Annotated in this window: 12 protein-coding genes; 7 read left to right on the forward strand and 5 right to left on the reverse strand. The window is 36.9% G+C overall.

Annotation, left to right across the window (positions count from 1 at the left end):
- Window positions 1-56: 56 nt before the first annotated feature.
- Window positions 57-1,526: a T9SS type A sorting domain-containing protein gene (locus tag DRF60_RS07100; protein WP_116011413.1), complete on the forward strand. Its 1,470-nt coding sequence runs from the start codon at window positions 57-59 to the stop codon at window positions 1,524-1,526.
- A 34-nt stretch (window positions 1,527-1,560) separates the two neighbouring features.
- Here DRF60_RS07100 and DRF60_RS07105 read toward each other — a convergent pair whose 3' ends face one another.
- From DRF60_RS07105 to DRF60_RS07115, 3 genes are read right to left on the reverse strand one after another with little or no spacing between them, the layout of a single operon-like run.
- On the reverse strand, window positions 1,561-2,076 hold the full coding sequence (locus DRF60_RS07105; protein WP_116011414.1) for a ClbS/DfsB family four-helix bundle protein: 516 nt from the start codon (window positions 2,074-2,076) through the stop codon (window positions 1,561-1,563).
- Window position 2,077: 1 nt separating this feature from the next.
- On the reverse strand, window positions 2,078-3,082 hold the full coding sequence (locus tag DRF60_RS07110; RefSeq protein WP_116011415.1) for a cytochrome d ubiquinol oxidase subunit II: 1,005 nt from the start codon (window positions 3,080-3,082) through the stop codon (window positions 2,078-2,080).
- Entirely contained in the window at window positions 3,079-4,422 is a 1,344-nt protein-coding gene (locus DRF60_RS07115) for a cytochrome ubiquinol oxidase subunit I (RefSeq protein ID WP_116011416.1), read from the reverse strand. Before DRF60_RS07115 ends, DRF60_RS07110 begins: the two co-directional genes overlap by 4 nt.
- A 231-nt stretch (window positions 4,423-4,653) precedes the next feature.
- On the opposite strand from DRF60_RS07115, the gene gyrB reads away from it, so the two are divergent.
- The 6 genes from gyrB (at window position 4,654) to DRF60_RS07145 (ending at window position 13,022) form a co-directional block, all read left to right on the forward strand.
- Window positions 4,654-6,588: a DNA topoisomerase (ATP-hydrolyzing) subunit B gene (gyrB, locus tag DRF60_RS07120; protein WP_116011417.1), complete on the forward strand. Its 1,935-nt coding sequence runs from the start codon at window positions 4,654-4,656 to the stop codon at window positions 6,586-6,588.
- Window positions 6,589-6,672: 84 nt separating this feature from the next.
- Window positions 6,673-7,095, forward strand: a complete 423-nt coding sequence (locus DRF60_RS07125; RefSeq protein ID WP_116011418.1) for a DUF5684 domain-containing protein — start codon at window positions 6,673-6,675, stop codon at window positions 7,093-7,095.
- Window positions 7,096-7,368: 273 nt separating this feature from the next.
- Window positions 7,369-9,261 (forward strand): DUF3857 domain-containing protein, encoded by a 1,893-nt coding sequence (locus tag DRF60_RS07130; protein ID WP_116011419.1) that lies wholly within the window; start codon window positions 7,369-7,371, stop codon window positions 9,259-9,261.
- Between the two features lie 2 nt (window positions 9,262-9,263).
- A complete protein-coding gene (locus DRF60_RS07135) occupies window positions 9,264-11,201 on the forward strand; it encodes a transglutaminase-like domain-containing protein (protein WP_116011420.1) in 1,938 nt (645 codons plus the stop codon).
- 101 nt (window positions 11,202-11,302) lie between these two features.
- Window positions 11,303-12,127 (forward strand): RsiV family protein, encoded by an 825-nt coding sequence (locus DRF60_RS07140; protein WP_116011421.1) that lies wholly within the window; start codon window positions 11,303-11,305, stop codon window positions 12,125-12,127.
- 4 nt (window positions 12,128-12,131) lie between these two features.
- Complete coding sequence (locus DRF60_RS07145; RefSeq protein WP_394337445.1) at window positions 12,132-13,022, forward strand: diacylglycerol/lipid kinase family protein; 891 nt, start codon at window positions 12,132-12,134, stop codon at window positions 13,020-13,022.
- 48 nt (window positions 13,023-13,070) lie between these two features.
- On the opposite strand, the gene DRF60_RS07150 is transcribed toward DRF60_RS07145, so the two are convergent.
- Window positions 13,071-14,351, reverse strand: coding sequence for a dicarboxylate/amino acid:cation symporter (locus DRF60_RS07150; RefSeq protein WP_116011606.1), 1,281 nt, complete (start codon window positions 14,349-14,351; stop codon window positions 13,071-13,073).
- Between the two features lie 247 nt (window positions 14,352-14,598).
- Window positions 14,599-16,287 (reverse strand): gamma-glutamyltransferase, encoded by a 1,689-nt coding sequence (gene ggt / locus DRF60_RS07155; protein ID WP_116011422.1) that lies wholly within the window; start codon window positions 16,285-16,287, stop codon window positions 14,599-14,601.
- Between the last annotated feature and the right edge of the window lie 157 nt (window positions 16,288-16,444).

Genomic DNA, 16,444 nt, shown 5'->3' on the forward strand with positions numbered 1-16,444 from the left:
TGTACTTTTATGTGATTAATTTTTATTAAGTTTATTCTTAAGAAAAACACATCTAAATGAAAAAAATAATTTCTGCGGTTATTGTACTGCATTTTGCATATTCTCACGCACAAATTACCCTCACAAAAGATTTAAGTTTCGGGAATAATGGGACTGTACAATTAGGAACAACCGATATTTCCAGTTACCATTTGTCTGATTATAATGCACCTACATTTCAAGATGATAAACTGTTTGTTAATCAACCAATTTATGATGTTTCTGGAAGTTTGGTTGGTCGAAAATTTTACAGACTTAACCATAATGGGAGCTTAGATGCAACATTTGGAACTAACGGAGAGTTTACCGTCTCAACAACAAATTATAATTCTAATAGTTTCTATGCAGACACGAATAAATTTTACTTGGATTCCGGAGAAAAATATTTTTCTAACGGATTGCAAGATACAGGATTTGGAAATGTTAATACTCCTTTAGCTAACAATGATTTATCGCACTATAAAATAGTTCTTCCAGATGGTAAAATAATTGCAAGAAATCCTCAAAATATAAAAAAATATTTATCAACAGGAGCTCCAGATACAACTTATGGAAATAATGGAGTTGTAGCTCTTGATCCATCATTAGAGTTCACTTTAGACAATCCTGGTGGTCTTAAATATTTTGATCAAAATTTTCTGTATGAAGTTGTGTTAGATGTTGATAATCTACCCACATACATTAGAAAAATAAATATCACGACTGGCAATTTAGACTTGTCTTATGGGCAAAATGGGAATTCATATTTTTATGGTACTTTAGCCCCTCCTATTTATTCTCTTGGAAGTTCATACATGCCTCAAAGCAACGCTTTATTTATACATAATACCGACAGTAATACAATGAGTGGAGTTGTAGCAACTGGACAGCTTACCCGTACCAACGCTGCTGGTATTTTGGATACTAGTTTTGGTGTAAGTGGAGTAATAAATTATCCTTCTTTTCATACATTTAATGGAGATGATTATATAGTTACAGTAAATGATCCTACATTATATGAAAATTATATTTTTATACTTTTTTTTAGTTTTGATAATGCAACTGGAGATCAAAAATTTGAACTTATGAGTTACGATTATTCAGGGAATCCAATTACAATTAATAACAATCTTCACTATATATTTCAAGTTTTTTATAATACTAATAGTTTTTATAAAAATTTGGTTTTAAAAGTTAAAGATAATTATTTATATGCCTTTGTTGAGAACGAGATTTCTAGATATATTATTTCCAATGCAACGCTTTCTACTTCAGAAAATAAAGAAACAAAAGAATCGCTTCAGTTTATAAACCCTTTCCAAAACGAACTTAATTTCAACTCGAAAGAAAAAATAAAATCTATAGAGATTTACGATGAAACTGGACGTCTGGTTTTGGAAGGTAAAAATTCTACATTAGATACCTCTGCTTTAAAAAGGGGTATTTACATGATTAAAATTACCACGCAATCCAACAAAGTAGTTTCTAAAAAAGGAATTAAAAATTAGAATAAAGTATAAATTAAAACAAATCGGTACAGAATCACTCTGTACCGGTTTCTTTTTTCCATTTACGCAGCTGAGTCCTGAAATTTTTAAACGGTGCTACAGTATTGATATGTATCCATTTCCAGATGGGCCATTTTGCGGGTGTTGTAGCCCACTTTCTCTGTTCAGGAACAAATAAGGTTTCGTGATCAAGGGTTTCAATCCATTCTACAATCTCATTGACCTGATTCTTCAGAATCTCTCTTTGCTGATGAAGTCTTAGAGCTCCGTATTCTTTATAAAAAGATTCATGAAGTCCTCCTAAATTATTCCACTTATATCCCGGTGTGGGAGTCTGTACTTCTATTCCCTTCTTTTCTTCCGATTCCCATTGCAGCAAAAGATTGGTCCAGCCAATCTGATACGATATATTCTGTGAAGGACTTTTATCAACTCCTGGTTTTAGCAGGTTCTTTTCGTCTTCGGGAATATTATCAAACTCTTTATCATAAAGCAGATAATTCTGTTTTATCGCTTTAATAAGTTCTGTCTTATCTTTATACTGTACCATATTATTTTCTCTGTCTGCTAAACGAGGCCATCAGGTAAAATAAAAACGGAAGAATAAACAAAGAGCCGAGCATCAATGCCCAACCCAGAGCATTAATAGTTTTTGGAGGAGCCATGTGTTCAAGTAATGAAAGATGTTGTCCGTTTCCGAGCAATATGATATCGGGATTATGCTGGTAAGTAGCTGCAACCAAGATCATTACCATCTGGAACCCTGCCAGTGCACGTACAGGAAGCAGTTTCTGCTGATGTAGGGCACGGAGAATCAATGCTAAAGCTACTGTGGCAAAGGAAATGGCCATGACCCCTAGAGGTTTTGAAAATACCCACATCACCAAAGGAATATCGGAAATATAAGCTGTTAAAAACACCAGCATCCCTGTGATTACCACAAAAACCATGGTCTGTCTGGATTTTCTGATCATCAGGGTAAGATCGGTTTTATCCCGGGTTTCTCTTAATGAAAAAATAGAGGCCAGATAAGCACAAAGCGCTACGGTAAACAATCCTACAGAAATTCCAAACCAGTTCAGCCAGCTGAAAATATATAAATCTAAAAATCCTACTGCATCAGGATTGATAGAATGTGATACGGTAGCCGCTGCAATCAGTCCCAAGAAAAATGGAGTTAACAGACTTGCGTAGTAAAAGATCTGGGTATATAAAATCTGCCAGTTATCTTTTACAGCATCATAATGTCTGAAAGTAAAAGCTGTTCCCCTTGCAATAATTCCCAAAAGCATCAGAACCAGAGGAATATGAAGATAGGTCGACATTGTCGTGTAAATCTCAGGAAATCCTACAAAAAGAATAACGATCGCAATGATCAGCCACATATGATTGGCTTCCCAAACGGGTGCGATGGATTGGTACATGATCTCCTCTGTTTTATGACGTGCTTTTTTATGGGTAAAAAGCTCAACAATTCCGGCTCCGAAGTCAGCACCGCCCAGAATGATATAAAGGCAGATGGAAAGCCACAGAAATCCTATAACAACGTAGATCATGATTTTTTGTTTTTATCGTTAAACTGAGCGTCTGTAGGGTCATAAAGTTTAGGAACCATCTGGATCTGTCTCTTCAAAAGGAAGATAATAATCAGTGATAATGATACAAAGATGGCCGTAAAGAAGTAAAATGAATACTGTATTCCCGGCATGGGCGTCACAGCATCTACCGTTTTCATAATCCCGTAGATAATCCATGGCTGTCTTCCGACCTCTGTTACTGTCCATCCTGCTTCCAGGGCGATATATCCGAAAGGTGTTGTAATCAGGAATGTTTTTAAAAGCCAGCTTTTGTTCAGCCATTCCTTTTTGAAAAAGAAAGCGTACAGATAAATACTTCCGATGATGATCATGACAACCCCGAAGAAGATCATAATTTGGAAAGCGTAATGCACAACAGCTACCGGAGGCCATTCATCTCTTGGAAAGTCATTTAATCCCTTTACTTCATGATTAAAATCGTTGCTTACCAGAAAGCTTAAAACTTTTGGAATTTTAATGGCATATTTTACTTCTCCTTTCTCCTGATCAGGAATTCCTCCAATAATGAAGGGGGCTCCTTTTTCAGTTTCAAAGTGAGCTTCCATCGCAGCAAGTTTAATAGGCTGTCTTTCCGCAACGGATTTAGCCGCTACATCGCCGCTTAAAGGTGCTCCAAACGCTCCTATCAATGCAAATCCGGCTGCTATTCTGAATGCTTTCGTATGGAATTCCACATTTTTTTTCTTCATAATTAAAAAAGCATGAACTCCTGCAACGGCAAATCCTGTAGCGCAGAAAGCTGCAACTGTCATATGCAGAGCCTGGGGAAACCATGCATCATTGAACATGGCCTTTATAGGATCTATATTGGTATACTGCCCGTTGATATAATCAAAACCCGTTGGCGAATTCATCCAGGCATTAGCTGCCACGACCAGAATTCCGGAAGCCAGTCCGCTTAAACCGACCAGAAATCCGCAGAACCAGTGGAACCATTTGTTGAATTTTTCCCAACCGTATAAAAAGAATCCAATGGCAATTGCTTCAATAAAAAAAGCTGTTCCTTCAAGAGAGAACGGCATTCCGAAGATCGGTCCGGCGTGTTTCATAAATCCCGGCCACAGAAGTCCGAGTTCAAAAGAAAGCATAGTTCCTGATACGGCACCGGTTGCAAAAAGAATAGCAACTCCCTTGCTCCAGGCTTTTGTAAGGCCTTTATATACTTCATTATTGGTCTTAAGGTATTTCCAGTGGGCAAAAGCCATCAGAAAAGGCATTACCATTCCCACACAGGCGAAAATGATATGAAAACCCAGCGACAGAGCCATCTGCGCGCGGGCTGCAATAAAATCATCCATACGATCAACTTTTGAGTAAATAAATTTAAGGATAAATTACGGATGTATAATATGATTTAATACAGTTGGCTTTTGAGAAATAGATAATAACTTTAATCTTTTTTTCTGATGAAATAATTTTCTTTTTTTCACTAAGAGCTCTGTGTTTTTTTGACATATTTTAACTTTCATAAGTCGAAAAAAATCACGATATTTGTAGGTCTTTGCATTAGGCAAAATTTATAATTTTATATGAGTCAAAAACAATATACAGCTAGCAGTATCCAGGCCTTAGAAGGCATGGAACACGTACGATTAAGACCATCAATGTACATTGGAGATGTAGGAGTAAGAGGTCTTCATCATTTGGTTTATGAGGTAGTAGATAACTCTATTGATGAGGCTTTGGCAGGGCATTGTGATACTATTTTAGTAAGAATTCATAAAGGAGAAGCAATCTCTGTAAAAGATAATGGTAGAGGTATTCCTGTAGATTTCCACGAAAAAGAGCAGAAATCTGCCCTTGAGGTTGTCATGACCAAAATTGGAGCAGGAGGAAAATTTGATAAAGATTCTTACAAGGTATCCGGAGGTCTGCATGGAGTTGGGGTTTCTTGTGTGAACGCATTGTCAACTTTATTAGTGGCTACCGTAAGCCTTGATGGAAAATTGTATCAGCAAAAATATTCGGAAGGTAAAGCCCTTACAGAGGTCGACGTAATTGGGACGACAACTGAAAGAGGAACAGAAGTTTTCTTTCAGCCGGACGGTACCATCTTTCAGGAGCTTGTATACAACTACGATACCCTTGCTACAAGGTTACGTGAACTGGCTTTTCTTAACAAAGGAATTACAATAACTCTTGTTGATGAAAGGGTAGAAAACGAAGATGGATCATTCCCAATGGAAGTTTTCCATTCAGAAGGAGGTTTAAGAGAGTTTGTTGAATTTATTGACGGAAACAGGGAGTCTATCATGGAGAATGTGATCTTCATGGAAGCAGAAAGAGATGATATTCCTGTAGAAGTTGCCATGCGTTATAATACGTCATTCAGCGAAAACCTTCACTCTTATGTTAATAATATCAATACACATGAAGGGGGAACTCACCTTGCCGGTTTCAGACGTGCTTTGACAAGAACACTGAAGAAATATGCTGATGATCTGGGAATTCCTGCTAAAGAAAAAGTAGAAATTACTGGTGATGACTTCCGTGAAGGATTGACAGCTGTAATTTCTGTAAAAGTAATGGAACCTCAGTTTGAAGGACAGACCAAAACAAAATTAGGAAACTCCGAAGTTTCAGGAGCTGTAGATAAAATAGTAGGGGAAATGCTTACTAATTTCTTAGAAGAAAACCCTAATGAAGCGAAAATTATCGTTCAGAAAGTGGTTTTAGCTGCAAAAGCAAGACAGGCAGCTAAAAAAGCCCGTGAAATGGTTCAGAGAAAATCTCCAATGGGAGGTTCGGGGCTTCCTGGGAAATTATCTGACTGTTCATCTAAAGATCCGGCAGAATCCGAACTGTTCTTAGTAGAAGGAGATTCCGCGGGTGGAACAGCTAAACAGGGGAGAGACAGACATTTCCAGGCTATTTTACCTTTGAGAGGTAAGATTCTGAACGTGGAAAAGTCTATGCTTCACAAAGTATATGATAACGAAGAGATTAAAAACATTTATACTGCTCTTGGAGTTTCTGTAGGAACAGAAGAAGATAGTAAGGCCTTAAATATGGCTAAACTGAGATATCATAAAGTAGTGATTATGACCGATGCCGATATTGACGGTTCTCACATTTCTACCCTGATTCTTACCTTCTTCTTCAGATTTATGAAGGAACTTATTGAGAACGGATATATTTATATCGCTCAGCCGCCTTTATATTTATTAAAGAAAGGTAACAAGAAAGTATATGCCTATAACGAGAAAGAGCGCGAAGAATTTACTTTAGAAATGTCTCCGGACGGAAAAGGTGTAGAAGTTCAACGTTATAAAGGTCTTGGGGAAATGAATCCTGAGCAGCTTTGGGAAACAACTCTTAATCCTGAACACAGAATATTAAAGCAGGTAACAATTGATAATGCGGTAGAGGCTGACAGTATATTCTCAATGCTGATGGGAGATGAGGTTCCGCCAAGAAGAGAATTTATCGAGAAAAATGCAAAATATGCCAAGATTGATGTATAATTGTTATTAAAAATATATTGAGAAAAGCTTCTATTTATTAGAAGCTTTTTCTATATTTGGTGAAAACCAATAAAAATTAATACTATGTTAACTCTTTTACAAACAGATCCTTACGAAGGGGTTGATGCAATTTCGGGTGCAGCGGCTGCAGGACTGGGAGTGGGCGCTATGATCTTCGGATTGTTTGTTTATCTATTTTATGGATACTGTATGTATAAAATATTTCAGAAAGCAGGCAGGGAAGATGCGTGGGCCGCTTTTGTACCGGTTTATAATATGATTGTACTGCTGGAAATTGTAAAGAAACCAATATGGTGGATCATTCTTTTCTTTATTCCTTTTGTTAATCTCTATGCATCATGGATAGTTAGTGACAGACTGGCAAATGCTTTTGGTAAGGAAACCCCGGTTTATACCATTCTTTTGTTTTTCTTCGGGTTTATTTTCATACCGGTGCTGGCCTTCAGCAGTGATAAATATGATGGCAACAGAATTCCAAATGATTAATAATCAATAATTAAACAGATATTGAAAGGCTTCAGAAATGGAGTCTTTTTTTATGTCTTATATTTAAGTGGAAGATTTTTAAATATGATATTGAAAAAAAGAATTTCACGGGGATATGATGAAAAAATCCTCATTTAGAGATATAAACGGTTAAAATTATAATAAAGTAAGGCTTTGATAATGAAGTATTTTCTAATAGTGTTGTCAATTATATTAAAATAAAAAATTAACATTTATTAAGATTTTATTATTTTTGTGCCAACTTTAATACCCATGATGAAAATTATAATTGTTGGGGCCTTATCTACAGCCTCTTTATATTTTGCACAGACCTATCCTGTTTCTGCCATTCCTGAAAACCTGAAGAAAAATGCCAATGTTGTGATCAGAAAGGATTTTACAACAGCTCAGATTAATAAAATTGATGAAATAAAATACCAGCATAATACAGTAATCACAGTTTTAAATAAAGATGGCGATTCTAAGGCACAGATTTATATTCCCTATAAAAAAGGAGACAATATTTCTGATGTAAAAGTTACCGTGTATGATGAATCCGGAAAAAAAGTAAAAAGCTTTTCAAAATCAGATTTTGGTGACTTTGCCAACAATACACAAGGTGTATTTTATTCAGATAACAGGGTCTTAGCATTGTCCTATACTTCTGCTTATTATCCGTATACAATTGATTTTTCGTATCAGATTACCAATGAGAATACAATTTTTATTCCTGATTTTATGCCGTTTTCTTCTCCCAATACAGCTTTGGAAGAAGCAGGGTTTAAAGTTATTAATAAATCCGGGATCGACCTTAAGACCAAAATTTATCCTTCAAAATATAGCTATGGTTCCGTTTCCGTAGCTGATAACGGTAATGAAAAGACCTATTCCTATAAAAATGTTCCGGCAATAGATGATGCTCTGATGCTGCCTCAGCCCGAAAAGATCCTGCCTAAAGTAAGTTTTGCTTTGGCGAAATTTAATCTGGAAGGTAAACAGGGAACATTGAACAGCTGGACAGATTTTGGAACCTGGTATTATGCTAACCTTGTAGAGCCTGTTTCTGTATCTACTCCGGCCATTAAAGCTGAAGTGGCTGCTTTGAAACTGGAGGGCTCAACGGAGGAAAAAGTGAAAAAGATTTATCAGCATATGCAGTCGAAAACCAGGTATATATTTGTAGGACTGGGAATCGGAGGATGGCTTCCTATGTTTCCGGATGAAGTTCAGAAAAAAGGATACGGAGACTGTAAAGGGCTTACCAATTACATGAAAACCTTATTGAACGAGGCTGGAATTCCTTCTCATTACTGCGTGATTAATTCCGGCTCATCGCAGGTGTCTTTCGATCCGGATTTTCCATCTATGGGTGGGAATCATGCGATTCTGATGGTGCCTACGGAAAAAGGAAATATCTGGCTGGAAAACACTTCCCAGCAGATTGCTTTTAACCATTTGAGCTACAGTACTACCGATAGAAATGTTCTTGCAGTAACCAAAAAAGGGATCGAACTTATCAATACACCCACTTATACAGCCGAACACAACAGAGAAAAGCAAATTTTGAAAATTAATCTTACAGAAGACAACAGCATCAACGGAGAAATCCAGTTTGCTTATACCGGAAGTCAGTATGATAATAACTTGCCTTACGCTTATTTATCACCGAAGGAGAGAATTGAGGCTATGAAAGCAAGATTTGATGTTCTGAATTTTGAAAAAATTGAAATGAAAGACTTTGTTAATGATAAAGACAATGCAGTAATAAAATTCAATGTAGATTTTAAAGCCAATAATTACTCCAAAAATACAGGAACGAACCTGATTTTCAGAGCAGTGCCTATTTTTACCAATAATTATTATAAATCAGATGAGAACCGTGAGCTTCCATTTGAAATAGGACAGTCTTTCCAGGATGAGTATGAAATTGATTTTATCATTCCAAAAAATTATAAAATTGACGAAGTTCCGGAAAATATGACCATCACTTCTGAATTCGGAACCTATAAACTGAATCTTGTAAAAAACGGCGAATCATTGAAAGTTACCCGATTCATTAAAATTAACAAAGGGATATTTCCGAAAGAAAAATACAACGATTATGTAAGCTTCAGAAAAAAGACCCTGAATATTGATAATTCCAAAATCTTACTGACTAAAATCTAACCATGAAAAAAATAATACTAACAGCGTTCTGCTTCGGAACTTTGATCTATATAAACGGCCAGAAACATGAATTTCTTAATCCTCCGAAATTCGACAATGCGGATCTGTCCAAAACAAAATCAACGCTGGATGAAAATGCACCGGCAGAAATTTTATATAAATCAGTACACTTTGATATTGATACCTCTACGGGAGATCTTAGGAAAAAGGTTTTTTACAGAGTCAAAATCTATGATAAAGATAAGGCAGAAGACTGGCTGAATCTTGAAATTCCACTATACAAAAGCGCAAGTGGCAATGAAGAGACCTTAAATAAGATGAAAGCTTTCGTATATAACCTGGAAAACGGAGCTGCAGCGGCTACAAAAGTAGATAAGAGCTCAAAATATAAGAGCAAGGAAAGCAAATATACAACCATCACCAAATTTGCTTTTCCCAATGTAAAAAATGGGTCTGTTATAGAATATCAGTATGAAGTTTTATCACCGTTTTTATATTCAGTTCCACAGGTTGTAATAGAGTCCGATGCACCTTCGCTGTATACGGAATATATTCTGGATAGCCCTTCATATATAGCCTATAATGTAAATTATACAGGCTCATTGTCTCCAAAGTACAGAATGGTGGAAGAAAAAACAATGTACGGGATGCCGTTTAAAACCTATAGATTCGGGTATGAAAATCTGAAAGGATTTAAAACTGAGAAATTTGTTAAAAATGACAGGAATTACCGGACAAAAGTGAGTGCAGAACTTCATTCCACTAATTTTAGAGAACTGAAAATGCATTCCTCTTCGTGGGAAGAAATCAAAGAAAAGCTGTATAAAGATGAAGATTTTGGTGGAGAACTGAAAAAAACGAGACTGGTTAAAGAAAATGTATCCTCAATTATTTCAGGCCTCAATTCCGATGCTGAAAAAGCTAATGCTATTTTTAACTATGTAAAAAATACATTCACCTGGAACAAAGACAGAGGAATTTATACAGAAGACGGAATAAAGAAACTGATAGAAACCAAAACCGGAAATGCTGCAGAAATAAACCTCTTGCTTGTCATGATGCTTAGAGAAGCAGGACTGAAAGCAGATCCTCTTATTATTTCCACGGTAGACAACGGCTTGATCAACCTGACTTCTCCAAGCATAGTTGGGATGAATTTTGTTATTGCAAGTGTTAAGATAAAAGACGGTTTTAATCTCTATGATGCCACTTCCAAGCAGTCGTCGATGAATAATCTTCCCCCAAGAGACTGGAATCAGTATGGCGTTCTCATGGCTAAAGATAAAGCAGTACTGATGCAGATGGGAAACGCCACTACAAGCTTCAATTATCTTACTACAGAAGCAAAAATCAATGAAGACGGCAGTATTTCCGGTACATATTCCGACAAGGATACCGGCTCATATGCTATGTTTGCCAAGGAAAGCTATGACGAAAATGCTGAAAAATATAAAAAGCAGTATAAAGAAAACTTCTCAATAGATTTTACGGGAATTGAAACCAAAACTCTGGAAAACGGGGATTTTGAGAGCACAATGAAATTCTCCTCAGATAATCTGATTGATAAGATAGGGAAGAAAATGATCATTAACCCAATGCTTTTTTTGAGCAAGAATTCCAATGAATTTGACCAGAGCGAGGAAAGAAAATATCCGATTGATTTTATCTCTTCAATTACTAAAGTGAAAAAAGTAATCCTTGAAATACCGGAAGGCTACGTCATAGAAGCAATGCCTAAAAGTAAAAAAATCGTTACAGAAGACAAAGAAATTGAATACAGCTATATTGCTGAACAGAAAGGTAATAAGCTTGAAATAATCTCCACTACAAAAATTGCCAGTCCGGATTATCCAAAAGAATATTATCCTGCATTCAAACAGATTTGGGGAACCGCCTCAAAAAGTGAGAATCAGGTGATAAGCCTGATCAAAAAATCATAGAAGAGAATATCCTCAGACCGATTATTAGATCAAATAAAAATAATTTTGCAAAACCATTCATTTTTGAATGGTTTTTGCATTACCTCCCAAAATATATAATTATGAAAAACACCATTGCCGTTCTGGCAGTTTCTTCCCTTCTCGCTTTTTCAGCCTGTAAAAAAGGAGAAAGTACAATATTATCTGATAAAACAGAAACTTCCCAACCGGAAAAATTCATAGTGGATTCCGTGAAAGTGAGTGACTCCTCAAAAATTACAGATTCATTAACCATAAGATTCTCTTCCAATCTGCTTGTTTTTCCAACGCTGAAAAGCAAACAATTGCTGGACAGTATCTATTTTCAAAATAAGGGAATCAGGGACTTTTCTAAAAAAGGATTGCAGGCTTTTCTGGATAATGAGAAGAATAAGTATTTCCAATCTGTAAAAAGTGACAGTAAAGACTGGATCTCAGGTATTTCCTACGCGCAGGAATGGTATACAAGCTCCCATATGAACCTGGTTTCTACTGATAATGATTATATGCATATCGGGTATGCATGGAGCGCCTATGAAGGCGGCGCTCACGATAATTATGGATTTTCAGAAAGGGTTTTTGATCTTAAAAGCAATAAAAAACTGGAACTTAAAGATATTACTTCAATGCCGAAAGCTAAGCTTGAGGCTATATTGATGAAGAATATTAATAAAGCACATAGCGGGGCAAAAGACAGTGAAGGAGAAGTGAAGAATTCAGACATGTTGTTGGTAGAAATTATTCCTGCAACAGATAATTTCTATTTTGATCAGAAAAACCTCTATTTCCATTACAGTCCATATGAAATTACTGCCTTTGCCGCCGGAGATATCGTCATTACCGTATCCTGGGAAGAGCTGAGAGGAACACTGAATGCAAAATTCAAAGAAAGAATGAAAATAAAATAAATTAATGCTTCCGGATCTGGAAGCATTTTCTATTTTTGCGGTAATGGAAAAAGTAGCTTTTATCATTAATCCCTTTTCGGCCAAAAAAAATTATCAGCCGTTTCTTGACGAACTTAAAAAAAAGGTTGACAATCCTTTATATTATATCTCCGAATCTATTCCGGCGACAGATGATTTTATCAGGGCAAATTTTGACCATATTGACATTTTTGTAGCCATTGGAGGGGATGGAACTATTTCAACTGTAGCAAGAAATCTTATTAATACGGATAAAGTTCTGGCGATTTTTCCGGCCGGATCTGGCAATGGCTTTTCCAATGAGACTAAGTTCAGCAAAAACCTCGATGAGCTTTTAGAAAAAATTAAAACCAAAGCATCCAGAAAGATTGATACCTTTACCGTTAATAACAGACTGTCTATCAATGTTTCAGGAACAGGATTTGACGGAAAAGTGGTGAAAGAATTCGAAAAAACCAACCGCGGATTCAAAAACTATATCAAAGTATCCCTGAAAACATTTTTTAACTATAAACCTATCAAGGTTAAATTTTTTGATGAAGCCTATCAACAGTACAATGGTAAATATTTAATGTTGAATATAGCCAATACCCGTCAGTTCGGAAACAATGCTTATATCGCTCCCCAGGCAAGTAAAAGTGACGGATTGGTAGATATGGTGCTGGTGAAAAAATTCCCACTGACCTATTCCGCTCTTTTTGCCTTCAGAATGTTTACCAAAAAGTTGAAGGACGATGAGTATGTAACGTATCTTCCCGTTTCAGAAATTTCATTTAAAGTAACAACCAAAAACTGGCATCTAGATGGTGAGTTTAATAAAATAAAATCACCAATACATGTAAAGGTTTTACCAGCCAGCCTGAATATTTTAGTTTAATTCTCAGTCATTCCAATCTTAAAAAGAATAAAGGTTTATTGCTTAAGATCAAACCTCAAGCTTCTTCTCAATTTCATTCGGATAATCCAGGCAATACTGCAGCTGGGTTTTATCCAGTTGCTTCTCCCAGTTGGCAACAACTACCGTCGCTACCGAGTTTCCAATCACATTCGTTAAAGCCCTGCATTCACTCATAAATTTATCGATTCCCAGAATAAGAGTCATTCCTGCAATGGGTATTTCAGGAACCACTGCCAGTGTTGCTGCCAGTGTCACAAACCCTGCTCCCGTAACGCCAGCAGCACCTTTTGAACTTAACATGGCCACCAAAAGCAGCATCAGCTGTTTTTCCAGTGGAAGATGAATATTCAGGGCCTGAGCTATAAAAAGAGAAGCCAGTGTCATATAAATATTTGTCCCATCCAGGTTGAAAGAGTATCCGGTAGGGACTACAAGGCCTACAATTGCTCGTGAGCAACCTGCCTTTTCCAGTTTTTCCATAATTCCCGGAAGCGCTGACTCAGAAGAACTGGTTCCTAAAACCAATAGAAGCTCCTCTTTCAGATAAAACATCAGCTTGAAAATATTGAATCCGTTATACCAGGCCACTGATCCCAAAACCAATACGACAAATAGAATGGAAGTAATATAGAATGTTCCTACTAAAAATATAAGATTCAATACAGAATGAAGACCATATTTCCCGATAGTAAATGCCATTGCACCAAAAGCTCCTATCGGGGCCAGCTTCATCAGCATATGAACAATTTTAAAAACCGGAGTTGACATATCCTGCAGAAAATCAGTTACCTTCTGGCTTTTCTCTTTGGTGAGAACCAAGGCGATGCCCATTAGAATAGCTACCAGAAGCACCTGAAGTATATTTTCTCCTACCAGCGGACTGAAAAGCGTTTCCGGAATGATATTCATGATAAAGCCTGTCAGGGTAGAGTCGTGAGCCTTTTGCTGATACTGTGAAACATCGCCCGATAGAGTAGCAGGATCAATATTTAAACCGTGTCCCGGCTGTAAAATATTTCCTACGATCAATCCGATAATCAGTGCTAAAGTTGAAAATGTAAAAAAATAGATCATTGCTTTTACGGCAATGCGGCCAACTTTTTTAAGGTCAGTCATATGGGCAATTCCCAATGTTAGAGTAATAAAGATCACCGGAGCGATGATCATTTTTACCAGTTTGATGAATCCATCACCAAGTGGTTTCATTTTTTCACCCAGCTCAGGATAGAATTTTCCCAGAAGTATACCGGCTGCTATGGCGATAATGACTTGAAAATAAAGCTGCTGATAGATTTTTTTAGCTTTCAAAAGATTCATTTTAGGTTTTGAACGCGGAAAATTAATAATTTTTATCTTAAAACATGACGAAAGTCAGTTAAAACTGATGATGAAGAAAGGAGATGGGAGATGGAGGTTCTGGAAATTCTGGAAGTTTAGGATAATAAGAGTAGTGGATAAAATAATGCTTCGACTCCGCTCAGCATGACACAATTTACATCAACGTGGTCGTGCTGAGCGGAGTCGAAGCATATATAAACAGGACCCCGGATTTTGCTTATTCCACCGCAACAGAATCATCACCCCGGCCGTCTGCCACAGCATGAATGTTTCCGTTATCATCCATCAGGATCAGTTCTGTTTTTCCGATGTGCTTTATTTTTTCAATCACATAATTTTTACTTTTAAGAGCTGTGATCGTGCTTTCAGGGAAATTATTTTCTACGGTAATTTTTTCAGGAAGCCACTGATGATGGAATTTCGGTGCATTCACAGAAATATTGGCATTCAGTTTAAAATCTATCACATTCACGATAGACTGATAAACAGAAGTAGGAATCGTTGTTCCGCCCGGTGTTCCTACCACCATATATGGCTTTCCATTTTTAAGCAGTATAGTAGGAGTCATAGAAGAAAGCATTCTTTTATTGGGCTGTATAGAATTGGCTTCTCCGCCTACGGCTCCAAACATATTCGGAACTCCCGGCTTGATAGAGAAATCATCCATTTCGTTATTTAAGAAGAAACCTGCACCCGAAACCACAACCTTACTTCCGTAATACCCGTTAAGTGTAGTTGTTACAGAGGCTGTATTCCCCTCTTTATCTATAACAGAAATATGGGTGGTCTGGGTAGATTCTTTTGGCTGGCTGATGATTTTTCCGACTTCTGAACTTGGTGTCGCTTTACTGAAGCTGAAGCTTTTCCATCTGTTTTTTAAATATGAATCGGAAGTAAGATAGGTGGTTTTGTCCTCAATAAAATCCGGATCGCCCATGTATTCTGCTCTGTCTGCAAAAGCTCTTCTTTCCGCTTCCGCCATGATTTGTACCGCCTCCGTTGAATTTTGCTGGTATTTTTCCAGATTTTCGTACCCGGCCATTGTCAGCATCTGGGCAAGCAATACGCCACCACTGGACGGAAGAGGCATAGTGACCACACGACTTCCTTTATAATCGAATTCCAAAGGTTTTCTTTCTACCGTTTTATAGTTTTTAAGATCCTCCAAAGTGATAATCCCGTTGCCTTTTTTCATTTCCGAAACCATAAGCTCAGCGGTTTTTCCTTCATAGAATCCTTTTGCTCCCAGTTTCTGGATCAGTCTCAATGTTGCAGCCAGTTCTTTCTGAACTAAAAGATCACCGGCTTTCCAGGGAGTATCTTTTATAAAAGCAATAGAGGATTTGTTATGTTTTAAGAAATTTTCTTTGTGTGTATTCAGCATATTGGCTTCCATTTCTGTAATGGCAAATCCTTTTTCCGCAAGATCAATAGCTGGCTGAATGATTTTATCCATCGGAAGCTTGCAGTATTTTAAAGTCGAAAAAAATCCGGAGATGCTTCCCGGCACACCTACAGCGAGTCTTCCGTATTGGGAAAGTTCTGTATCCGCCTTTCCGTTTTTATCAACGTACATGTCCTTAGACGCTTTTTTCGGAGCTGTTTCTCTATAATCCAGAGTGAATTTTTCACCATTGTTTTTAACGCCTACTAAAAAGCCGCCGCCGCCAATGTTTCCAGCCTGAGGATAAACTACGGCAAGAGCATATTGGGTTGCTACTACAGCATCGTACGCATTTCCACCCATCTTCATTACTTCGGCTCCTGCTTCGCTGGCAAGAGGATGAGCAGAAATCACTACACCCTTATTCTTTACTTTTACCTCCTTTATAATATTGAAATCAGTAAACTGAGCAAATGAAAAATTAAATGCTGTAAATAAGGCAGCAATAAATATTTTCTTCATAAGATTATGTTTTAAGACAAAAGTAGATAATTTTAAAGAAACTGACCTTTCTTTAATGGGTGTTTATCACTAGATCAGTCGAATAGAAAGTAAACTATTTATCGAATTATATATTTGATATGTAAAAAATCAATAGTATTGATAAAATTTATTTAAA

Origin of the sequence: Chryseobacterium elymi, from assembly GCF_003385495.1 — a bacterium.
Lineage (GTDB): Bacteria > Bacteroidota > Bacteroidia > Flavobacteriales > Weeksellaceae > Chryseobacterium > Chryseobacterium elymi.